This is a genomic window from Candidatus Accumulibacter meliphilus, assembly GCF_036625345.1.
Lineage (GTDB): Bacteria > Pseudomonadota > Gammaproteobacteria > Burkholderiales > Rhodocyclaceae > Accumulibacter > Accumulibacter meliphilus.
On record NZ_JAZKTZ010000014.1, the window covers coordinates 71,583 to 94,172 of the forward strand.

Genomic DNA, 22,590 nt, shown 5'->3' on the forward strand with positions numbered 1-22,590 from the left:
TGCACCCGGCCCTCCTTCATGCGATTACCTCGACGCAGGCGGGATGTCCGAGAAACGCCTGCGGGCTGGCTGTAAATCCATACGCACCCGATTGAAAGATGACCACCAGATCGCCTATTTCAGCCGTGGCAAGTTCCATCCGGTCAGCCAGCAGATCGAGCGGCGTGCACAGCGGGCCGACGACCGATACCGTTTCTTGCTCGCGCGACGCCATTCGATTACCGATGGCGACCGGGTAGTTCTTGCGGATCACCTGGCCGAAGTTGCCCGATGCCGACAGATGGTGGTGCAAGCCACCGTCGGCGATCAGGTAGCAATGCCCGCGTGAGATCTTGCGATCGACGATGCGGGTAACGTAGATGCCTGCTTCCCCGACCAGGTAGCGGCCCAGTTCGAGCACCAGTTCCGCTTTCGGGAGCTCCCGTGACGCGCGATCGACGATGGTCGCCAGAGCGGCGCCGATCGGTGCCAGATCCAGCGCCTGCTCGCCGGGGAAATAGGGGATGCCAAAACCGCCGCCGAGGTTAAGGAAACGGACCGGCGAGGGCGCTGCCGCCGCCAATCGCAAGGCAAGATCGAAACTCTTGCCCTGCGCCTCGACGATCGCCTCCGGTTTCAGGTTCTGCGATCCGGCAAACAGGTGGAAGCCTTCAAAGTTCAGTCCCGAACGGCCGATTTCGGCCAGCAGCTCGGGGACCTGCTCGGCGTCGACGCCGAATTGCTTGGCGCCGCCGCCCATTTTCATTCCCGAACTCTTCAGCTCGAAATCAGGGTTCACGCGCACTGCGATGCGTGCTTGGTGGCCTGTTTGCTCACTGATCGCGGCGAGTTCGCGCACTTCGCGAAACGATTCGATATTGATCAGGATGCCGGCGGCGACTGCCTGCCGCATCTCGGCGCGCTGTTTGCCCGGGCCTGCGAAGCTGGTTTCACGGGGATTTGCGCCTGCGTCGAGGGCGACCTTCAGTTCGCCGCCCGACGCGACGTCGATACCGTCGACCAGTCCCGCCATGTGGCAGACCAGCGCTGGCATCGGGTTGGCTTTCATCGCGTAGTGCAGTTTCAAGGCCGGCGGGAGCACGGCCCGCAGTTCGGCGACGCGCCGGGTCAGCAAGCCGCGGTCGTAGGCATAGAAAGGCGTCTGTCCGACGCGGGCCGCCAGTCGAGTCAGCGGCATTCCGCCGACGACGAGTTCGCCGTCCCTGATCGGGAACTGTCGCATCGGCGCGTGGCTGGGGGGGCGCTGGAGTTGAGTCACTTGCGGCTTCCTTCAATGCAGGTGTCGAGTTTGCCGGCGTCTGCTGCCGGCGCTGCCTTCGCAAGAAACTCGCCGGCCAGCATTTTGCGGTCGATTTTTCCGTTCGGGTTGCGTGGCAGGGGCCCAACTCGAACCGTGACGCTGGCCGGCACCATGTAGGCGGGCATCCTGCGGCGGCATTCGGTAAGCAGCGCCGTGGTATCCAGCGTGCAGCCAGTGCCAGGGGTGGCAATTACCTGAATGGCGTGCCCGAGCGTCGGGTGGTCGACGCCGAAAGCAACGCATTCCCCGACCAGCCGGGTCGCGTAGAGGACTTCCTCGACCTCGGTCGGACTCACCCGGTAGCCGGATGTCTTCATCATTTCGTCGCGACGACCGATGAAGTAGAGGAAGCCCTCCTCATCGCTGCGCACCGTGTCGCCGGAGAACACCGCAATCTCGGGAAGCACCAGACCCGCATCACGGCCCGGCGTGTTGGCGGGCAGTGGTTTGTAGCGTTCGGCCGTTTTTTCGTGGTCGTTCCAGTAGCCCATGCCGACCAGTGCACCACGATGGACAAGTTCGCCGGGTTCGTGGACTGCACAGGCCGAGCCGTCTTCGCGCAAGACCAGAATTTCGGCGTTGGGGATGGCTTTGCCGATCGAATCGGGGCGTCGGTCAACTTCTTCCGGCGGCAAGTAGGTGGAGCGGAAGGCTTCGGTCAGGCCGTACATCAGAAAGGGTTTGCTCGTCGGCAGGTGGGCGCGCAACTTGGCCAGCGTCTCGCGCGGCATGCGTCCGCCGGTATTGGCGAAGTAGCGCAGATGTTCGCTGATCTCGGCTGGCCAGTCGAGTTCCGAGAGCTGGATGTAGAGCGGTGGTACCGCCGTCAGCCCGGTCACTTTTTCGCGTGCCAGCGTCTTGAGTACGTCGCGTGGCAAAAGGTAGTTGAGCAAAACGACGCGCGCGCCAGCGTGGAAGGCGGTCGTCAACTGGCTGAAGCCGGCATCGAAAGACAGCGGCAGGGCGGCCAACAGCGTATCGTCGGCCTTGTTGTCGAGATAGCTGGCGACGCTTTTTGCGCCGGCGACCATGTTGCGGTGCGACAGAACGACGCCTTTCGGCTTGCCGGTGCTGCCCGAGGTGTAAAGGATGGCCGCCATGTCGGTGTCGATCACCCGGTGACCGCTGCGGCCGCCGGCGAGCAGCAGCTCGTCCCAGCGCAGGTAGGCCAGCGGACTGTCCGTGGCTGGCAGGGGGGCGCTGCCGGTGACGATGACGTGCCGCAGATCGTGGCACGAAGGCAGGACAGGCGCGAGCAACGACAGCCGTTCGCTGGAGGTGAGCAGGGCGCGGACATTGCAGTCGCGCATGATGTAGGCGACCTGATCGGCCTTGAGCAGCGGATTGAGCGGCACGAAGACGCAGCCGGCGGCCGTTGCCCCGAAGCTGGCGATGACTGTCTCGAAGCGCTTTTCCAGGTAGATCGCGATGCGCTCGCCGCGCTGCAGTCCGAGACCGACGAGGCCGCCGACAAGACCTTCGATTGATTCCTGCAGCACGCCGTAAGGCATTGATTGTTTGCCGTAGCTGAGTGCGATGGCTTCAGGATTGCGCGCCGCGGCGTGCTCTATCAGCTCGGCAAGCAGGTTGGCATGGGTCATGTTTTTGGGGTGGTGGTGATCATGTAGGAGATGCCGATTTTAGCGACAAGCGCCGTAGCGACTGTGAAATTGTTCGCGCTGGCGTGAAAACTGGCGATCAGCGCTATCCGGCAGCTCGCCGCATTTCGTGGCCACGCAACCACTGTTCGAGCATCATCAAGATCCACACCATCTCGCCGTAATATCCGGGGTGATCGGGAAGATGCTCTTTGACCAGCCGCTGAACGAAGTCCGGTCGTACGATGCCGCGCGTTGCGAGACTGTGCAGCGAATCTTCGGCGAGTTTCCGAAGGGCGGGATCGCGCGTCGCCCACACGCCGAAGGGCAGTCCGAAGCCTTTCTTCGACTTGGTAATGATCTTGTCGGGCAGGTAGCCGCGTAGCGCCTCCTTGAAGAACCAGCGCAGCTTGAAGCGGCGTAGCTTCCAGTTGGTGGGCAGGGCCATCGAGAAGTCGGTCAGGTGGTCCGTTAGCAAGGGGTAGCCGACGGCCAGTCCGGCCATCTCGGTCGCGCCGCGGACTTTCGGAAGGTCGCTGTCGGCCAGCGTGTAGCGCCAGTCGTAGGCCAGCATGCGATTTATCAGACTCGGTGCCCGGCATTCGCTCCAGGTTGCCTGCATGTGCTTCGACGGTTCGCCGAGATCGACCTGGGCGAGAAAATCGGCGCTCAACACCTTCGCCGGGTCGAGCTGCATGATGAGGTTGAAACTCTGCAGCCGATCCGGCATCGGTATGCGCGAATGCCGGACATAGCCGGTTGCCTGCTTGAGGCCCGGGATGCGCCGCAGCACGCTGTCGTCCGAGCACAGTGGCTCGATCCGTTGCCGCAGGCTTGCCGGCACCGATTGGTAAAACTCGAACAGGCGCTGCTCTGCGTAGCGCGAATTGCCGCCGAAAAGCTCGTCGCCGCCGTCGCCGGCAAGGAGCTTGCTGCAGCCGTCCGCGGCGGCCATTTTGGTGCAGTAGTAGGCAGGCAGGGCCGAGGAGTTGCCGAAGGGTTGATCGTGATGCTGGGCGACGGCCGGGATGCTGGCCAGCAGGTCGGCCGGGGTCACGTAGTACTCGTGGTGCTGGCATCCGAAATGCTTTGCCGCCAGGCGGGCATACTCCATTTCGTCATAGCCGTCGGCAGCAAAGCCGATCGAGTAGGCGGGGGCCGCCTGGCCCGTGACCTCGCAGAGCATGCCGACGACCGTCGAGCTATCGGTGCCCCCCGAGAGGAAGGCGCCGACGCGCTGGTGGCCGCCGCCAATCTCGTCGCTGACGCCCTCCCGGATCAGCTTGCGGAAAGCGTCGCGCGACGCCGCGAAGGGTTGCCGGTGGTGCTCGTCGAAACGCAGCGGCCAGTGGCGAATTTCGTGCACACCTTGGCGGTCGACGAGCAGCGCGTTGGCGGCTGGCAGCCGACGTACGCCCTTGAAGATCGTCCGTGGTGCCGGGATCATGTGGAAGTACAGGTAGTCGAAAATCGCCTGCGGGTCGAGCTCGTCGCTGCCGCCCGGGACGCAGTCGGCACGGTCGGAGAAAGCCAGCGTACGCTCATCGACGCGATAGCAGAGCGTGTGGACCGCGAAGCGGTCGACGGCCAGGAAGACGCATTCGCGTTTCGCATCGACGATGGCAAAGGCGTAGCTGCCGCCGATGCGGGCACACAATTCGCTGCCACTTTCCTGCCAGGCTTTGAGCAGGCCGGCGGCCCGACCGGCCTGGCGCGCGACGCTGGCGTCGTCATCGTTCAGGAAACGCGGCGATCCGGTCATCGCACAGGTGGCAGTGGCATCACGCGCAGTCAGAGCGCCGCACAGGTCGAGTGAGGCGATCAGATCGGCCGCGGACGCCGGGTCCAGCAAGCGGGTCAGATCGATCTGGCCGGAAAGTATGTCTTTCATCGCTGATTCCGAGTTTGTGGTCTTGCCGCCATGAAGCGGGTCCGGATCTCCGACGGCCGGAGCCAACGTGGCCAGCGGTCTTGTTGGTAGTGCTTCGCAGCCGAGAAGGGTGGCGCTCGTCGTTAGCGCATCCACCGGCGAGCGCCGTATGTTCTCATAGAGTCGGCGGTCTTGGTAAGCCCATCAAAGTGCCGCCGCGCATCGCTTGTCTTGCGCAATGTGAGGGGAACCGCCTGGGCGGCCGGCCCAACGGGGCTTTTTCATACGGCGTGAGGTCAGGGCTGATCGGCCTTGACGAGCAGTGTTACCGCGGGCAAGCACTCGAAATGGCCGTCGCAGGTCATCAGTAGCTGTCTCGGCGGTCGCGGTAAGCTGCCGTGTGCGTGCCCTTGGCGATGCCGGCCAACTGCTCCAACTCGGGCACGGGCATGAGCAGCACGCCGTTGCGGCGCTGGGACCTCTTGCCACCCCATCCCAGCCAGGTCAGCAGCAGGAAGAGCAGCAGGAAGCGTGGCGTGTCGATGACGGCGCCCAGAGTCCCGATGATAAGCACTCCCGCCAGCGCCGCCAGGGTGGCTGCGGCGAGCAGGTCTCCCCGCCAGGCGCGGCTGCCTGTCCGCTTGATCGCCAGTGCTAGCAGCACGGCGAAGGCGAGCAGGCCGAGCCAGCCCAGGTCGAACAGGATGCCCACCGGCATGCTCGCGATATCCCAGGGCCAATGCACGTCGACGGCGAAGAACCACAGATCCAGGCCCTGTTCGAAGTCGCCGTTGGCGATCAGTGACTCCCCGTCGGGCTGCAGCAGGCGAACGTTGTCGACATCGACGCGAATCCCCGCGGCGTTGTGGAGCGAGAGTTTCACCGGCGACATCGCCATCCAGGCGTTGCCGCCGACCTCGCCGCTGTTCAAGCGCAGTTCGTGCTGCTGCCAGCTTCCTTCCTGCGCGGGGGTGGTGACGCTCACACAGCGTCTCGAGGTCAGCAGCAGTTTCTCGCACAGGGAAGCCGAGAGTTGACCTCCCGCCTGCGCGCTGCGCGTGTCCAGGCGCAGCAGGTACTCCTGGCCGGGCTCGCTGCGGACGAACTGCTCCATGTACAGCGGCTGACCCGTGCCGAGGCGCAGGAAGCGGTTGTCGCCCTCGCTCTCCAGGCGGTAGCTGGTCGCCTTGTCCTCGCTGCTGCGCCAGTAGTGGGTTTCCGGGTAGCGGCCGATCCCCATGCCGAATAGCGCGCTCAGGAGCCCGGGGTCGCGCATGGCCAGGGCATCGGCCCAGTGAGCCTGGCGAACGGCCAGGTCGGAGCCGCTGCTCGCCAGGCGTTCCCTGGCGTAGGAGCCGCTGTAGATCGGTGCGGCGACCGCGGCGAGCACGGCGATGAGGAGCAGCGGCGCCGCCCAGCGATAGATTCTCGGGCTGCCCAGGCGCAGGTCGCTGGCGGGCTGGAGTTGCGCCGCTGGTGCCGAGGAATCGCTTGCCGCGGTGCGGGAAGTCCTTGGCCGCCGTGGCAGGAAGGCAGCCAGGCAGATGATGATCAGCGCCACCGCGAAGCCGGCATAGCCCGCGCGCGCGAAAGTCACGGCTAGCGCGTAGCCGCTCGCCAGAAGCAGCAGGCCGCCGCCTAGACGGGCGGCGAGCGCGCGCGACTGCACGGTGAGCAACACGGCGAAAGGCAGCGCGGCGGTCAGGTAGGTCTCGATGGCGGCACCACCGGTGTGCATCAGGGAGAACGGCCCGGTCACCCGGTAGTGGTCGGTGAAGTTGAAGAGCCCTGGAAAGAGCAGGCGTTCCCAGATCACCACGGCAACCGTTCCGGCAAGGCCCAGCACCATGCCGCGCGCAAAGGGCATGCGGATGTCGACGCCCCCGGCGGCAAAGCGCGGCATCAGTGCCCAGAGCAGCAGCGCCCAGAAGGCACCTTTGGCGACGCGCAGTGCGTTGTAGGGGCTGTGGTAGTTGCTGAAACTGTTGGCATCGGGCAGCGCCAGAGGCAGCATGCCGCGCAGCGTGCCGATGGCGAATACGCCCGCGATCAGGCACGCCACCGCAAACCCCACCACGTCACGGTATTGGTTTCGCGGCGCTGGCGGAACGCGGGCATAGGCAACGACCAGGCTGACGATGATCAGAAAATCGAATTCGTCCAGGTAGAAACGCCCGCTCCACGGCGCCAGATCGAGCAGCGGAATGGCCGCGGGAACCGCGGCCCAGAGCAGGCGCGGGTTGCGCCAGAGCGCTGCAGCGTAGGCGAGAAGCGCCAAAGCAAGAAGCAGCGGGTGGTACGGGAAGTCGATGATGATCCAGGCCGCCAGCAGCACGGTAACGGTCAGGGCAAACCAGGCGCGTGCGGGCGGGCGGCCGTCGTTGGCCACCGTGGCAGGCGCGGTCGGCGGCGCTTCGGGCTGCGCCGTGGACGCAGAGGCCCACGCATCGCCGGGGAAGTCGGTGGCCGCATTCCGGGTCGGAGCCGCTTGCAGGCGCCGGAGCAGCCAGCGTGCCGACCAGGTGGCGACCGCGGCGATCAGGATGTTGGTCGGGTCAGGGTGAAGGCCGGTGAGAAAAAGCTTGCTTGTTTCGATGCCGCTTGCCACCACGGCTGCGCACCAGAGAGCGGTCGCCGGCGACCAGCGGCGTAGCCAGGCGAGGACCCCGATGGGGGCGTACATCAGCGCCACCGACGCCAAGCTGAGCAGGGCAGCCTGCTCGGTAGTGTAGTAGTGGTAGTAGAAGGGCAGCCAGTGCGTCTCGGTGAGCACACTGCTGGCGCGGTCGAGGCCGTGCCATGGACGATCAAACCAACTGTTTACTGCAACCAGAGCCAGTAGATAGAGTGCAGCGAGTGGCAGCGTCAGCCATGTTTTTGCCGCTTGGCGTTGCAGCTCGAGGCAACGCGCCTGGTCACGCCAGAGGCGCGCGCCGCCATACACCCCGACGGCACGGGTGAGTAGCGAGGCGCCCTGGCTGACGCCTGAGAAGATCAGGAATTGCGCGACTTCAATTAGGAGACCGAGGAGGGTCCCGTAGAGCAGCGCATGGCGGGTCGCCGGTTGTTGCCTGGCCGCATTGAAGCTGCCCAACATCAATCCGAGGGGTATCACCGCCAGTACTTCGGCCAGCAGCTTGGCCGTGAAAATGATCGCCCCCCGGCCCATGCTTTGCTCGGAAAGAAACCAGCCCCAGCTACCGGAATCGATCTTTGCGGCTAGTTCTGTCGTCGACAGCAGAAAGTCGAAGGGGAACAGACTGAACGCAAAGTAGCCGATGGCATAGAACTGCAGCACTCGGGTGCTCAGTTGGCCTAGCTTCCCGGCCATAGCGCTGAGCATGTTGAGGAACCCGGCGGACCAGTAGCACGCGGCCATGATTCCCAGCGCGCTGCCGATGCACTCCGCGATCACGTCGTTGCGTGACACCGTGCGTGCTGGAAAAAACAACTGGGTAAACTCCACAGCCAGGGCCAGTGCAGCGCAGAAAAGCGCCGCGCCGACCAGCAAGGGCAGCTGCGCCAGTCGCGTTCTGCCGCGCGGAAACAAGGCAACGGTCAAGAAACCCACCGGTATGTATAGCACCCCGTTGGACACCCAGTCGGCCCGTCCCTGCGCGCCGATTTTCAACATCGGTAGCTGCTGGAAAGCTGCCCAGGCCTGATCGAGAGGGAGCGGGTGGAAATTCATTGGCACTAAGCTGCCGTAGACGACCAAGCCGATATAGCCAAGCCAAGCGAGGACGAGGCGGCCTGAGCGGTCGTCAGGGCCGCCTGCGGGATGAGTCGGGGATGCAAGGTGCGACATGGCAAGCGTATTGTAGAACCGTAACCTGGCGATTGGAATTCTTGCCGGCCTGTTGACCGCGTCCGGATGACGTACGCTGGAGCGTCCGCGGCGCGATACTTGGTTAGGCGAGGGCCAGCGACGGGTGTGCCGACTGTGTGACGCTGCCAGTCGGTGCCCGGGGCTGAATGCTTGAAGAGACCGAACAGCTTGTCGGCGACGACGCTGCTGCGGAAGAGTGCGGTGTTGGCGGCTAACTGCCCGTGGGGCCGATGTGCCATGGCTTGCTTCCCTTCCCGGCAAGCATTCACAGAGTCTATTGGACTGCAGCCGAGGACGTTTGCTAGGTTGACGCCTCGATCTTGAGCGATCCGGCGCCTACGCAGGCGTCCCGATGGGGAGACGGACGATGAGCAAGTTGCCTGACGACAATGGTTTTATTGGCGAATCCATGGCTTTCCGCGAGATGTTGGCGATTCTCGCCAGGGTCGCGCGCTACGACACCACAGTCCTGATCAGCGGCGAAACCGGCAGTGGCAAGGAAATGGCTGCGCGTGCCATTCACTATCAGGGCGGACGTCGGGACCGACCGTTCATTCCGGTCAATTGCGGCGCACTGCCCGATCACTTGGTCGAAAACGAGCTTTTCGGGCACGCCAGAGGTGCCTACACCGATGCGCGCGAGAGCCAGATCGGCCTGATTGCGCAGGCGCAGGGGGGCACCCTGTTCCTTGACGAAGTGGATGCACTGACCGCCAAGGCGCAGGTCAGCCTGTTGCGATTTCTGCAGGACGGTCAGTACCGTCGCCTGGGTGGCAGCCTGGTCGAAAACGCCGACGTGCGCGTTGTCGCGGCGTGTAACTGCGATCTCCCGCAAGCGATCGAACAGGGCGCATTTCGTGCCGACCTCTACTACCGTCTCACGGCCATGGAGCTACATGTGCCGCCGCTGCGCGCACGCGGCCAGGACGCCCTGCTGCTGGCGCGCTACGTCATTGCCGAAGCCGCCAGTCAATACCACCTGGCGGTCAAGGAACTGCACCCCGATACCGTCCAGTGGTTGCTTGCCTACGCCTGGCCCGGCAACGTCCGCGAGCTGCAGAATCGTATCCAGCGCGAGTTTCTGTTGTGTGACAAGCCGGAGATCCGGATCGGTGAAACCGCGCCTGACAACGATCGCCGACAGCAAGCCGATCGTCGCCTGACGAGTCCGACGACCCTCAATTTCAACGCTGCCAAGCAGCAGGCGCTGCAGGCTTTCGAGCGCGGCCAGCTGTTGCGCCTGATGTCGGAAAGCGCCGGCAACGTTTCCAGCGCCGCCCGTCTGGCCGGCAAAGAGCGGCGCGCGCTCGGCAAGCTGCTCAAGAAGCACGGCATCGCGCCCGATGACTTTCGGCACGCCTGAACGGTCTTTGACTTCCACGTGCAGCACGCTTGCGTCGGCTGCGCTGCGGCAGACGCCTTCCTGCGCCTGAGCCGCCAAGGCGGTTTTCGCGACGTGTGCAGGCGACGCTGATCCGCTTTTATTGCCACCTTTCCACTTTCCCTTTCGCTGAGCGCCAACGCTTGCCGCGAGCGCCTTGCCCATAGCACGAACATTGCTTTCAGATGAATGTCGTCTCAGGGAAGGGAGTCCATGCGGCCGCAGCCACGTACCAGCGAAGTGGTAGACGCCATCCTGCGTTACCTGCACAGCCATCCGGATGCGGCTGACACCGTTGATGGCATCTGCGAATGGTGGCTGCCCAGGCATTGGCGGGTCGATGCTCAGTGCGTCGAAGCGGCTCTCCTGCGCATGCAAGCGCAAGGTCTCGTGCGCCGTCACGAGAACGCCGACCACCATGTCGTCTATCTGCGCGCCAAGAAGCCGTCGGCAAGCGTCCATGGAAAATAAGTCATTGATTTTAATGCGCCACACCTCCACTGGCAGCGTAGTGACTCGTGGCCGGTGGGGCAAAACTGACCCGCCCGGGTCGAATCCTACCCATTGCCTGTGCAGTCATCGCTTGCGTCGCCGGCGAACGGTATTGACGGCATTGGGGCGGCGAGCCGAGTACCTGGCGGCGAGCAGGGTGCTCCAGAAACGGCTGCCGTAGCGGGTCGCGTCAGACCCGCCTTGTTCGCTTCGCTGCCAAGCCCCTTCAGAAACAGCTGCCGATACATGTAGTTAAATCGCCCTTGATAGCTGGCACGTGGTTTGCAACTGAGCATCCGTAGGATGTTTTTGGAAAAGCAGGGCAGAGCGCCGCTCGCTGTCGATCTGGCGGAGAGCGTGGCAAGCAAAGCAGGCAATTTCCCTAGGGAGGACGATGGCAAACGTATTCGGGGTGCACTCGGTGGGGAGTTCGATTGCGACCTTTCTGCGCAACACCTATCCGACGGAGATCGGTGGTCGTGCTTTGCCGGCCTGCGATTTCGAACTGGTGAGCGCCGGACAATTGGCCAGCGACAGCGAAGAGCGCAGTCGCATCACGCTGTTTCTCTATCGCCTCTCGGTGAATGAGCACTCCCGGCAAAGCGCGCATCTGCGCGCTTCCGACAGCCGCCTCGCACCCCTCGGACTGGATCTGCACTATCTCATGAGCAGCTGGGGAATGACGCCGCAGGATGAGCAGGTGGCGCTCACCTGGGCGTTGCGGCAACTGCATGAATTCCCGGTGCTCGATGCCTCGTCGCTGACTCCCGATGCCGGGTGGGCGGGCGACGAGGTGATCCAGATCGTGCCCTCGGAGTTGGCCACCGAGGACTTGATGCGCATCTGGGATGCCGTCACGCCGTCCTATCGACTGTCGGTGTCCTACGTGGCGAGACTGGTACGCATTGACCCGGACAGCGACGACGCGCAGTTCCGTCCGGTGGTCAGCGGGCGCTTTGCCTTCGGCGAGGAGGTGTCGTGAGCGTCGTTCGTCAATTCCACGAACTCGAACGCCTTGAGTGGCGGGTGCTCGGTGCGCTGCGGCCGGTCGATGGAACGACCGGCATCGCCTTGCGCGGCCGGCTCGAAGCGTCTGCTGTGGGCGCGCGTATTGCGCGCAATCGCAGCGGTCTCTACGTGATCCACGAATGGTCGCGCCTGGCCACACACGCTGCGGCCTTCGACGAGCCACCGGCCCTGCCTGCGCCAGGCAGCGAGGAGTTGGCAATCACGCTACGTGATCCCGGTGGGCACTACCTGCCGCGACTGGCCAGCATCGCGCTGCCGCGCGACCCGCTGGCGGTGGGTGGCGATTCGCTCTTCGTGGCCGTGGACATTCCGCTTTACCCGAGCGCTGCGGCCGGGCTGGGCACCAACTGGACGGCCGTGCGCGCCAGCATCACCGACAACGCCGACGGCGCAGCCCTGGGCGGCGCGCTGCTGCGCGTGTTGGCCGGGGCCACGGTGCTCGCGCGCGGCATGAGCGACTGGCGTGGCGAGGCGCTGGTGCCGGTGGTCGGCGTGCCGGTGACCACCTGGTCGGAGGACGAGGACGAGGTGGTGGTAACCACTATCGCGGCCACGGTTGAAGTCTTTTTCGACCCGGCCCTGGGCACGCGTACGCCCATCGCCGATGTCCGTGCCGGTCGCCTGCCGCCAGCGATGCCGCTGGTGGACCCGGCCGATCTCGAAAGCCGTCGCGCAGCCCTGGCGACGACGCAGCAGAACGTCAGCCTCGCCGCGCGGGGCGCCCTGAATCTCAACCTGGGCCTTGACCTGCCCTAACGGTCATGACAGTGGAGACAAACCAGATCATGAGCGCCATGACCGTCCCCTCTTTCCCTGACCCTTCCCCCGCAAAGGGAGAAGGGAGGTTCGTGAGTCGCGTGCGCGACTTTCACATTAAGCAGCGAGTCCGAAATCCGGGCATCAATGGCCCGGCACGCTCGATCGAAGGAGACCTGCCATGCCCGAGTACCTAGCTCCCGGCGTCTATGTCGAGGAAACCAGCTTCCGCGCCAAGTCAATCGAGGGCGTCGGCACCAGTACCACCGCGTTCGCTGGGCCTACCCGCAAAGGGCCATTCCGTGCCAGCACTGATGCCCAGGAAGTACCCGAACTGCTGACCAGCTTCGGCGACTTCGAGCGCATCTACGGCGGTATTTCGGATCTGGCACTCTCCGGCGCCTCGCCCGACACCAACTACCTCGCGCACGCGGTGCGCGCCTTCTACAACGAGGGCGGTTCGCGACTCTATGTCTCGCGCGCCGTCGGCGCCGGGGCGGCGACCGCCAGCGGTCAGGTGACGCCGGATGGCAACACCGCCGACGAAGCGGTGCACTTCGTTTCGCGTTTCCCCGGCAGTATCGGCAACGGCCAGGTGGTGGTGCGTGAGCAACTCGCGCCGGTGGCCGCGACGGCGATGAGCAACGCGCCGGCCGGCACTTTGCTGGTCACTGGTGCTGGCGCTGGCACCGCCTTCCACCTCAAGGTCGGCAACAACTGGCATCCGGCCACCGACCCCGGTGCTCCCGCCGAAGTGGCGGCCACGCTGGCAGCCGACACGCCGCGCCTCGTCAGCCTGCTGGTGGTGGCCATCGACGATGACAACGAGGACCTCAGCTTCGAGGGGCTTGGCTTCGATCGCAGCCATCCGACCTGGGTCGGGCACGTGATGTCGGCCACCCCGGCACGCCGCGCCGATCATCTGCAGAACATGTTCGCGATCACCATTGGCGCCAACGTCAGCGCGCTGGAGTTGCGCAACGCCCTGTTCACTGGCGCTGTCACCAATGCCGCCGGCGAGCTCGAGCGGGTGATTGCGCTGATCGGCGGCGGCGACGGCGCTGCCCCGGTCGCTGCCAACTACGCACTGGCCCTGGGTGAGCTGTCCGGCCTCGAGGACATCTCGATTGTCGCTGCGCCCGGTTCCTCGGCCTACGCCGAGGCACAGGCGATCAATAACCTGTTGATCTCGCACGCCGAATCGCGCCGCGCCTACCGCATAGCAGTGCTCGACCTGCCGCGCGACCAGACACCCGGCCAGGCCCGTAGCCTGCGTGGCCTCATCGATTCGCGCTACGCGGCGGTGTATTACCCCTGGGTGGTAGTGCCCAATCCGCTGGCCCGGCCGGGCCGCGAGGACATCCCGCGCGAACTGGCGCTGCCGCCTTCCGGCTTCGTCAGCGGCATCTACGCGCGCAACGACGTCGAGCGCGGGGTCTGGAAAGCGCCTGCCAACGAAGTGGTACGTGGCGCGCTGCGCTTCGAACTGGACATCAACTTTGCGCAGCAGGAAATGCTCAACCCGATCGGCGTGAATTGCCTGCGCTATCTCTCGGGTCGCGGCTTCCGCGTCTGGGGCGCGCGCCTGGCTTCGTCCGACCCCGAGTGGAAGTACGTGAATGTGCGGCGCTACTTCAACTACCTCGAGTCGTCGATCGACCGCGGTAGCCAGTGGGCGGTATTCGAGCCCAACGGCGAGCGGCTGTGGGCCAACATTCGACAGACGATTTCCGACTTTCTCTACAACGAGTGGCGCAACGGTGCGCTGCTCGGCAGCAAGACCGAGGAAGCCTATTTCGTGCGCTGCGACCGCAGCACCATGACCCAGAACGACCTCGACAACGGTCGCCTGGTTTGCCTGATCGGCGTGGCGGTGATCAAGCCGGCCGAATTCGTGATCTTCCGCATCGGCCAGAAAACCGCCGATGCCCGTGCCTGAGCGAGGGGGACTGAACCATGGCTGAGCGAATCACACCCTATGGCGCCTTCAACTTCGTCGTCAATTTCGACGGCAGCGACGACTTTGGTGGTTTTTCCGACGTTTCCGGCATTGGCACCGAGGTCACCGTCGCTGAATACCGCGCCGGCAGTGACAAGGAAAACCATGTGCGCAAGGTGGCCGGCGTGCACAAGGTCAGTGACGTCACTTTCAAGCGTGGCATCGTCAATTTCGACAGTCTGTGGGAGTGGATCGAGCAAACGCGTACCGCCGGCCCGGCGGCCCAGCGGACGGTCGCCGTGACGCTGCTCGACGAAGCCCACAACCCGGTGCGTACCTGGCTGCTGCGCGGCTGCATCCCGATGAAGTACACCGGCCCGACGCTGGCTGGCAAGGGCGGTGGCGACGTGGCGATGGAAGAGATCGTACTCGCGGCCGAAGGCTTCGAGATCCAGGCCTAGGCGAAACTGCTGTGATGATGCGCACACGCCTCCTGGCGGTACCGTATGAACCCGGCTTTTTCGCGGGGGAGCGGGCATGAACGGTCTGTCCTTCGAACTGGCGCCGCCGGCCGTCGCGCCGGACCCGAACCGGGTCGATGTGGCCTGTTTCGTGGGCTACGTCGGACGACGGGCGACCCCCCTGCCGGCCAGTGTGTATACGGCACTCGTCGAGGCGCGCTGGATCGACGGGCCTTGGGCACGCCCGGAGGCGGAGGTCGAGGCCTTGCTGCAGCTGCCGGTGGTGGTCGACAGCTGGAACGCCTTCGACGCCTTGTTTGCCTGGGATAGGCGGCCTGTCATGCAGCCGGTCGGCAGCGAGCAGCGGCTCTGCGCCAGCTATCTCGGTGCCGCGGTGCGCAGCTTCTTTGCCAATGGCGGGCGACGCGCCCTGATCGTGCGCTGCGGCGATCCCTGGCCCTACCTCGAGGCCGCCGGAAATCGCGCGGCGCAGCGCGCGACGCGCCTTGCGCCGCTACTGGCGGTTGCGGCAAGCCCGCTGGACCCGGCCAGCTGGATCGGCATCGGTCATCTCTCCGGCCTGCCCGAGGTGACGCTGCTGTGCCTGCCGGATCTGGTCGATATCTGCGCCATGGAACCGGCGATGGTCGACGTGGCGGTTGAGCCGCCCAGCTCGCCAGAGGTCTTCGTCGAGTGTTCGAGCAACGCTGCGGCAGCGGTCGAGCAGGATGTTGGTCTGCGCGATCTGGCGCCGCCGCGCGCCGATGGCGAGGGTTTCATTGCCTGGCGCAATGCCCTTGGCACGGCCCGCGAGCGCCTTGCCCGCCTGCACCGCGAGATGCTTCTCGTCGCCGCGCTGCCGCTGCCGATGCAGAACGCCCGCCATGCCGACACCTGGGCGCAGGCCGATTTCCACACCTACCTGGGAAACGCCGGCGTACTCGTGGAACCCGACAGCGGCAACGGCGGCCGTGCCGTGGCCAGCGCTTTCGTACAACTGGCCTGGCCGTGGCTGAGGACCAGCCACAGCGCCGACCTGCCAGGCGCGCTCGAGGCGCCCGAGGGGCTGCTCGCCGGCCTGCTGGCGATCAATGCCCTGGCGCGCGGCACCTTTCGCTCGGTCGCTGGCACGCCGCTGGCTGCGGTATCCGGCAGCGAACCGCTCCTCGCCTGGAGCGGCATCGCCACGACGCCGTCGGACCGCCTCGCGCAACGCGTGTGCGTGATTGCGCCGTCGCCCGTGGGCTGGGTGCTGCACTCGGACGTTACTGCCAGCGCCGACGAAGCCTGGCGGGCCGGTGGTGTCAGCCGGCTGATGGGCGCGCTCTTGCGAGCTGCCCGGCGCGCCGGCGAAACGGCACTTTTCGAGGCCAGCGGAGCCGCTCTCTGGCAGCGCATCGAGCGCACACTCGGGCACTTGCTGACCGCCTTCTGGCGAGAGGGCGCGCTCGGTGGCGCTTCGCCGGAGGAGGCCTTCAGCGTGCGTTGCGATCGCAGCACGATGAGCCAGAACGATCTCGACAATGGTCGCCTGCGCGCCGAAGTCAGCATTCTCCCGGTGGCGGCGGTCGAGCGCATCAGCGTGGTGCTCGACCTCACCGGTGGCGGCGCCGCACCAGCGCTTGCAGAAGCGCTGCGCGAGGTGGCCTGATGAATGACATTCCCTTGCACGTCTTTCGCTTTCACGTCAACTTCAGCCAGCAATCGCTGGCCAAGTCGAGCGGCGACGACGTCGCCCTTTGCCGGGGCGCGTTCTCCGAATGCACCGGGCTCGAAGCGACCATGGAACCTAAGGTGATCAAGGTCGGTGGCAGCAACTACGGTGCTGTGCAGCGTGCCGGTCCGGTGAGCTTCGCCACGGTGGTCCTCAAGCGCGGCATGACCGACACCCGCGACCTGTGGAACTGGTTCGCCAGAGTGGGCGCCGGCGCCTATGCCTACCGCCTGCAGGTCGAGATCGAGATGCGCAACAGCGCCGATCAGCCGGTGGTGCGCTGGGCGCTGCGCCGTGCGCTGCCGGTCAAGTTCAAGGCCGCCGACCTCAATGCCAAAGGCAGCGAGATCGGCATCGAAGAACTGCATCTGGCCCACGAAGGCCTGGTGCTCGTTAGTTGAGGCGGGTCATGTCCGAACTCCCGAACGAAGTCACCAACGCAGCTGCCCGCTTCGAGGCGATGACTGGTCCGCATCGCGAGCCGATCACGGTGCATTTCAATCCCGCCAGCCTGCAGCACACGGTCTCGAACACCCTCAAGGAAGAGGGCCAGGGCGCCAAGAAGAAGCAGTACGTCAGCCAGACAACGGCCAAGCTGACCATGGACGTGGTTTTCGACAGCACCGACACCGGCGAGGACGTGCGCATCACTACCAACAAGATGGCACAGCTCCTGCAGCCCATCCCCGAAGGCCAGAGCAAGAAAGTGCCACCGGTGGTGAAGTTCAGCTGGGGCGCCTACGCCTTCACCGGCATGGTGGAACAGTACAAGGAGACGATCGACTTCTTCGCCGCTGGCGGCTTGCCATTGCGCTCCTCGATCAATTTGACGCTGTCGAGTCAGGACGTCACTTTCGAGGGCGGCACTGGCGACAAGCCAGCCAAAGTGGACACCGAGCTTGCCCCCGAACCGGTGGTCGTTCCTGACGACGAGGGACCGCTCGGTGGTGCCCAGGGCGCGGCCAACAAGGCCGGCGACCCGCGTGCCGCGCGCGGCATTGCAGCGGCCAACGGCGCGGCCAGCCTGCGCTTTGGCGCCGGCGGCGGACTCGCGGTAGGGGCATCGGCAAGTGTCGGTTTCTCGGCGGGTGCCGCGGTCGGCGCCGGCTTCTCGGCTGGCGTCGGAGCGTCGGCGGGTGGTGGTTTTTCAGCGTCTGCGTCGGCGGCGGGCTCGGTCGGGGGCAGCGCGAACCTGCTGCCGGCGGCAGCCTTCGCCGCTGGAGGTGGGGCCGGGCTGAGCGTCGGTGGTGGCGCGGGCTTGGGTGTCAGCGCCGGCGGAGGAGTCGGTGCAGGAGCCGGTTTGAGCCTTGGTGGCGGCGCATCGGCGTCCCTGTCGCTTGGTGCCGGAGCTTCGGCCAGTGCCGGCTTCTCGGGGCTGCGGGTAGAGAGCAAGCTGAGTTCACGGCCGCTCTCCACGGGCAATCTGCTACAGAGCTCGGCGAGCATTTCGAGTGCCGGCAAGGTGGCCGTCGGTGGTCGTCTGATCGACGGCGGCGGTAGCGGTTTGAAAGCCGATGTCAGCGGTGACGCCGAGTTCGTCATCGGCTCACGCTAAAGGAGCGATTCATGCCGATCATGATCGAAGAGATGCAGGCCGAGGTCCGGCCGGATCAGGAAGCCGCGCAGTCGACCAGCGCCGCGCCGGCGCCCGATGCGGCACGCGAGGCTGAGGCAGTCGAAGCGACGCTGCGCGAACTCGCGCTGCGCAACGAGCGTCGCCAGCGCTGGCACGCGGATTAGGAGTTGGCGACCATGCCTGCCGAAACCTCCGTCAGTCAATCCGCGGTCTATCGTGCCCGGCCGACGCTGCGCCTCGCCGGACAGGAGGATCTGCGCGTTTCCGAGCTGCTCATCGGCATGCGCATCGAGGAATCCGAGGGGGGTATGAGTACCGCCGAACTGCGCTTCTCGAACTGGGCGAGTACCACCGACGGCGGTGCGGAATATGCCTTCGAAGACGGTTCTCGGCTGGCGCTTGGCACGGCCATCGAAGTCTACGCCGGCGACGAGACGCAGGCCCGCGAGCTTTTCCGTGGCGTGGTCAGCGGCTTCGAGGCCGAATTCGCGCAGGGCTCGCCGCCCGAACTGGTGGTGCTTGCCGAAGACCCGCTCGGGCGCGCGCGCATGGCGCGCCGCAGCAAGGTCTACAGCGACATGTCGCCGGCCGACGTGGTCAATGCCGTCGCCAACGAGCTCGGCCTGCGACCTTCGGTGCAGGGACTGGCCGAGCCGATCGCTACCTGGGCGCAACTCAACGAGAGCGATCTCGCTTTCCTGCGGCGACTGCTCGGGCGTTTCGACGCCGACCTGCAGATCGTCGGCGAGGAGCTGCAGGTGGCGGCACGTGGCGACGTTCGGCGCGGTGAACTCAGCCTCGAGCTGCATGGCCAGCTGGCACGCGCCAGGGTGGTGGCCGATCTCGCGCAACAGGTGACGAGCATCACTGCCGCGGGCTGGGATCCGGTCGGCGGCAGCGCTGTCAGCGCCGAGGTCGGCAGTCTCAGCCACGGCGGGCCCGGCAGCGGTACGAGTGGCCCCGACTGGCTTGGCCGCGCGTTCGAACGGCGCAGTGAACACCTTGGTCACCTGGCCCTGGCGACCGACGCCGAAGCGCGGGCGGTGGCCGAGGCGGCCTTCGATCAACGCGCGCGGCGCTTTGTGCGTCTCGACGCCGTTGCCGAGGGCAATGCGCAACTTCGCGTCGGCAGCACGGTGGCGGTCAGCGGTCTGTCCGCGCGCTGGGACAACAGCTACTACGTCGTCGAGGCGCGCCACCGCTACGATGTGCGCGCCGGCTATCGCACCGAGTTCGTCGGCGAGTGCGCCTATCTCGGGGAGGCTTCCTGATGGATCGTGCGCCGCATTTCCAGCCCGCCGCTGGATGGCTCAACGGTGCCCAGCTCGCGCGCGTGGTGGACATCGCCGATCCCGAGCGCCGCAACCGGGTGCAGATTCGCCTGCTCGCCTTCGATGCCTTCGAAGCTCAGGACGCGCCGCTATGGGCGCGCGTGGTGTGTCCCTTTGCGGGTGCCGATCGCGGCGCTTTCCTGATGCCCGATGTCGATGACGAGGTGCTGGTGGTCTTTCTGCAAGGCGATCCGCGCTATCCGCTGGTCGTCGGTGGACTGTGGAGCGGTGCCAACGCGGCACCGGCTGAACTCGGCGACGAAGGCAATCGCTTCAAGCGCATTCGCTCGAAGAACGGCGTTACCGTCACCCTCGATGACCAACAGGGTCAGGAACAACTGGTGCTCGAAACACCGGGCGGGCAGAAACTTACGCTCTCCGACGGGCCGGGCAAGGTCACCGTCGAGGACGCCAACGGCAATCGCGTCGTCATGGAGGCGGCACGGATCAGCATTACCGCCAGTGCCGAGGTCAAGGTCGAAGCACCGCAGGTCAAGATCAGCGCCGGCATGGTCACCGTCGATACGGCCATGGCCAAGTTTTCCGGCATCGTCAAATGCGAGGTTCTGCAGGCGACGTCCGTTATCTCCACCAGCTACACACCGGGAGCGGGAAACATATGGTGAGCCATCACGAGGTGATCCTCTCGGCCCCGCGCGACCTTGCCGTTGGCGGTGCGCCGGCGATCCTGCAGCGCAGCGACGACGACTTCATCGAGGCCGTGCTGGCCAGTCTGCGCGATGCCAATGGGCGCATCTCTCTGCGCGACAGTCTGGCGCGTCCGACCCGTATGGCCACGGGTAGCGACACCCGGTCGCGCAGCAAACGCAATAGGGGCCGCGAGCTCTTCAACAAGCTGCGCGATGCCAGCCGCCAGTTGGGTCTCGCTGGCGGGCGGGTGGCCGCTGCGCTGGCGGTCACCAGCGAGCAGGAAAGTGGGCAGAAGAGCGAACGGGAGCTGGTCGAAGGCATTCGTCGCGCCGCTGAAGGGTCGCAAGTGCTCAAGCTCTTCCAGCCGATTCAGCGCCAGTTCAACCTGGCGGTGATGGAAGCGCGTTGCGATACACCGGGCGAGCCACGTATCGACCCGCAGCGGGTGGAGGGAGCCGGCATGGTCATCCGTCGGCTGGTGCGCGATGCCAAGGGGAATGAAGTGAAGCAGGGCTGGATGCGCGCCGGCGACAGCCTGAAAGGCTGGGCAAGCATCGCCGCGGCCGCCGACGGCGCCGCGCGCGGCAATCGCCACGACCCCGAAGCACTGCGCCGACTGAGCCGGCCGACGACCGGTCAGCCGGTCCTCGACCGTGAAGTGAGCACGCTGCTGGCGGCGCAGGAAGATGCGCTGCTCAACGAATCGGTGGTGCCGATGTTCGTCGCTCCGCCGGACGTCTGCAAGGCGGCGGCTGCGACGCTGTTCTACGGCCTGATCCCGACCACCAGCAGCGAAAAGGCCGAGGGCGGCGCGCCGGAGTTCGACGAGGCTGCGTTCGGTCCGACGACGGCCGACTTCAAGGAGCATCTGGTCGGCCCGCTGCGCGGCCTCGCCGACAGCTTCCCGCGGCCGGGCCGTGCTCTGACGCCCGACCTGGCGAGCATCGCCGGCAATCCGGGCGACTCTGAGCGCAGCATGATGAAGCGCCTCCTGCTCCTGCTGCGCCAACTGGCTGTCGAGTTCGACGCTTTCGGCGACAGCGCCGAAGCCGATTCGCTGATGGAGGTGCTCAACGGCATTGCCTTGCCGCTCGCCGACGCCGTCGGCAAGCCAATCGCCGGCAGCCGCCCGGCGGGCGATTTCCTCGCCGCGGCCAGCCGCATCCTGCTCAATGAGGAATCGGTCTCGCCCGCACCAACCATCCCAGCGGGCTGGCCGGCGCTCGACGCCACTACCGGCGATGCCCTGTTGCGCGCCCTGTCGGCCTGCCTGCGTCTGCGTTTCGAGGCCGTCAGCGGCGTCGCCGGACGCTTCGACGACCCGGGTGCGCGCTACGTGCTGCGCGCCTTCGTGCGTCTCAAGCCCGAAGGTGTCTGCCCGGCCCGAACGGTGTGGGGCGACTACAGCCCGGCTTTTGTAATTGCCCCCTGGTACGAAGGCAGCGGTGCGCCGCCGCTACAGATTGCCTTGCCCGACCCGGGCGACAAGGAGATGCTCAAGAAGCTCAAGCCCAACGTCGCGTTCACCGTTCCGGCGTCGATGCAGAACCTGCTCGGCGGCGATCCGCTCGACCTGATGGACGGCAAGGAGCCGGCCGACAATGGCCTCAAGCTCGGCTGGATCTGCAGCTTCAATATTCCGATCATCACCATCTGCGCCTTCATCGTGCTGAACATCTTCCTGTCGCTGTTCGATCTGTTTTTCCGCTGGATGATGTTCATCAAGATCTGCATCCCCTTCCCCAAGAAGAGCGGAGGTGAGTCATGAGCACCAGCCAGCTGCCGCGTCCCCTGATCGGCTGGCCGCTGTTCGCCTTGCCGGACGAGCACGGCCGACTCGACTGGCCGGATCTCGAAGCCAGCGTGCGCCAGGGCATCCGCGTGATTCTCAGCACCCGACCTGGCGAGCAACTGATGCGCGCCGAGTTCGGCGCCGGACTCGATCGTCTGCTGCACGCGCCCAACAACCTCGCTACTCGGCGCCAGATTCGTGACTGGGTGATGGATTCGCTCGGCCGCTGGGAACGGCGCATCCTGCTCGACCGGGTAGAAGTGTTCGAAGTCCCCGACAAGCCCGCCGACCTGCGGGTGGAGATCGCCTATCGCTTGGCCCGCTCCGGCACACCCGGCGCGCTGGCCGTGACCGTTCGACTGGAGGAAGGCTGATGCCGATCCTGCCGCCCCGTCTCGATGACCGCAGCTTCGACGATCTGCTCGAAGATCTGCTGGCCCGCGTCCCGGCGCACACGCCGGAATGGACCAACCCACGCCTGGGCGACCCCGGTCGCACTCTGCTGGAGCTGTTCGCCTGGCTCGGCGACGCACTGCTTTATCGCGTCAACCTGATTCCCGAGCGCCAGCGGCTGGTATTCCTCAAGCTGCTCGGGCAGGGCCTGCGACCGGCGCGACCGGCTGCCGCCATCGTCAGTCTGGCTTTTGCCCAGCCCACCGAACTGGCCGCCGTGACCCTCGCCGCGGGGGCGCGCATCAAGGCGCCGCTGCCCTTCGAAACGCTGGCCGAAACCACTTTGCTGCCGGTGGCTGCCGAGGCCTGGTACAAGCAGCCGCTTGCCGACGCCGATGCGGCGCGCATGGAGGCGGTGATCGCCGGTCTGCAGAAAGTGCATCATATCGACGGTGCTGCCAAAGGCTATCTCGCTTCA

18 protein-coding genes and 1 pseudogene are annotated in these 22,590 nt (G+C 65.8%); 15 read left to right on the plus strand and 4 right to left on the minus strand.

Features of this window, described 5'->3' with window-relative positions; genetic code table 11:
* Positions 1-16: 16 nt before the first annotated feature.
* The 4 genes from V5B40_RS22080 to V5B40_RS22095 all read right to left on the minus strand — a co-directional run bounded on the left by V5B40_RS22080 (position 17) and on the right by V5B40_RS22095 (position 8,459).
* A complete protein-coding gene (locus V5B40_RS22080; RefSeq protein WP_332356596.1) occupies positions 17-1,222 on the minus strand; it encodes a pyridoxal-dependent decarboxylase, exosortase A system-associated in 1,206 nt (401 codons plus the stop codon).
* Between the two features lie 32 nt (positions 1,223-1,254).
* Positions 1,255-2,901: an acyl-CoA ligase (AMP-forming), exosortase A system-associated gene (locus V5B40_RS22085; protein ID WP_332356577.1), complete on the minus strand. Its 1,647-nt coding sequence runs from the start codon at positions 2,899-2,901 to the stop codon at positions 1,255-1,257.
* 103 nt (positions 2,902-3,004) lie between these two features.
* A complete protein-coding gene (locus tag V5B40_RS22090; protein WP_332356578.1) occupies positions 3,005-4,789 on the minus strand; it encodes an asparagine synthetase B family protein in 1,785 nt (594 codons plus the stop codon).
* Between the two features lie 343 nt (positions 4,790-5,132).
* Positions 5,133-8,459 carry a VanZ family protein gene (locus V5B40_RS22095; RefSeq protein WP_332356579.1) on the minus strand — a complete coding sequence of 1,109 codons (3,327 nt, stop codon included), beginning with the start codon at positions 8,457-8,459 and terminating at the stop codon, positions 5,133-5,135.
* 505 nt (positions 8,460-8,964) lie between these two features.
* Between V5B40_RS22095 and V5B40_RS22100 the strand changes: the two genes are divergently transcribed.
* The 15 genes and pseudogenes from V5B40_RS22100 to V5B40_RS22170 form a co-directional block, all read left to right on the plus strand.
* Positions 8,965-9,960: a sigma-54 dependent transcriptional regulator gene (locus tag V5B40_RS22100; RefSeq protein WP_332356580.1), complete on the plus strand. Its 996-nt coding sequence runs from the start codon at positions 8,965-8,967 to the stop codon at positions 9,958-9,960.
* Positions 9,961-10,191: 231 nt separating this feature from the next.
* Positions 10,192-10,449 carry a hypothetical protein gene (locus V5B40_RS22105; protein WP_332356581.1) on the plus strand — a complete coding sequence of 86 codons (258 nt, stop codon included), beginning with the start codon at positions 10,192-10,194 and terminating at the stop codon, positions 10,447-10,449.
* A gap of 415 nt (positions 10,450-10,864) precedes the next feature.
* Positions 10,865-11,452, plus strand: coding sequence for a DUF4255 domain-containing protein (locus tag V5B40_RS22110; RefSeq protein WP_332356582.1), 588 nt, complete (start codon positions 10,865-10,867; stop codon positions 11,450-11,452).
* Entirely contained in the window at positions 11,449-12,255 is an 807-nt protein-coding gene (locus tag V5B40_RS22115) for a hypothetical protein (protein WP_332356583.1), read from the plus strand. The genes V5B40_RS22110 and V5B40_RS22115 overlap by 4 nt, the downstream gene beginning before the upstream one ends.
* A 181-nt stretch (positions 12,256-12,436) precedes the next feature.
* The gene (locus V5B40_RS22120; protein ID WP_332356584.1) at positions 12,437-14,194 is read left to right on the plus strand and encodes a phage tail sheath subtilisin-like domain-containing protein; all 1,758 of its coding nucleotides are present in this window, start codon (positions 12,437-12,439) and stop codon (positions 14,192-14,194) included.
* A 17-nt stretch (positions 14,195-14,211) separates the two neighbouring features.
* A complete protein-coding gene (locus V5B40_RS22125) occupies positions 14,212-14,655 on the plus strand; it encodes a phage tail protein (RefSeq protein ID WP_332356585.1) in 444 nt (147 codons plus the stop codon).
* 76 nt (positions 14,656-14,731) lie between these two features.
* The gene (locus tag V5B40_RS22130; protein ID WP_332356586.1) at positions 14,732-16,306 is read left to right on the plus strand and encodes a phage tail protein; all 1,575 of its coding nucleotides are present in this window, start codon (positions 14,732-14,734) and stop codon (positions 16,304-16,306) included.
* On the plus strand, positions 16,306-16,770 hold the full coding sequence (locus V5B40_RS22135) for a phage tail protein (RefSeq protein WP_332356587.1): 465 nt from the start codon (positions 16,306-16,308) through the stop codon (positions 16,768-16,770). Before V5B40_RS22130 ends, V5B40_RS22135 begins: the two co-directional genes overlap by 1 nt.
* An 8-nt stretch (positions 16,771-16,778) precedes the next feature.
* Entirely contained in the window at positions 16,779-17,924 is a 1,146-nt protein-coding gene (locus V5B40_RS22140; protein ID WP_332356588.1) for a hypothetical protein, read from the plus strand.
* An 11-nt stretch (positions 17,925-17,935) separates the two neighbouring features.
* Positions 17,936-18,109, plus strand: coding sequence for a hypothetical protein (locus tag V5B40_RS22145; RefSeq protein WP_332356589.1), 174 nt, complete (start codon positions 17,936-17,938; stop codon positions 18,107-18,109).
* A 12-nt stretch (positions 18,110-18,121) separates the two neighbouring features.
* Positions 18,122-19,216: a phage late control D family protein gene (locus V5B40_RS22150; protein WP_332356590.1), complete on the plus strand. Its 1,095-nt coding sequence runs from the start codon at positions 18,122-18,124 to the stop codon at positions 19,214-19,216.
* On the plus strand, positions 19,216-19,902 hold the full coding sequence (locus V5B40_RS22155) for a phage baseplate assembly protein V (protein ID WP_332356591.1): 687 nt from the start codon (positions 19,216-19,218) through the stop codon (positions 19,900-19,902). Before V5B40_RS22150 ends, V5B40_RS22155 begins: the two co-directional genes overlap by 1 nt.
* Positions 19,899-21,695, plus strand: a complete 1,797-nt coding sequence (locus V5B40_RS22160) for a hypothetical protein (RefSeq protein ID WP_332356592.1) — start codon at positions 19,899-19,901, stop codon at positions 21,693-21,695. The genes V5B40_RS22155 and V5B40_RS22160 overlap by 4 nt, the downstream gene beginning before the upstream one ends.
* Positions 21,692-22,093, plus strand: coding sequence for a GPW/gp25 family protein (locus V5B40_RS22165; protein WP_332356593.1), 402 nt, complete (start codon positions 21,692-21,694; stop codon positions 22,091-22,093). Before V5B40_RS22160 ends, V5B40_RS22165 begins: the two co-directional genes overlap by 4 nt.
* Positions 22,093-22,590, plus strand: a pseudogene (locus V5B40_RS22170) (putative baseplate assembly protein); the annotation flags it as partial. The gene V5B40_RS22165 and the pseudogene V5B40_RS22170, both read left to right, overlap by 1 nt.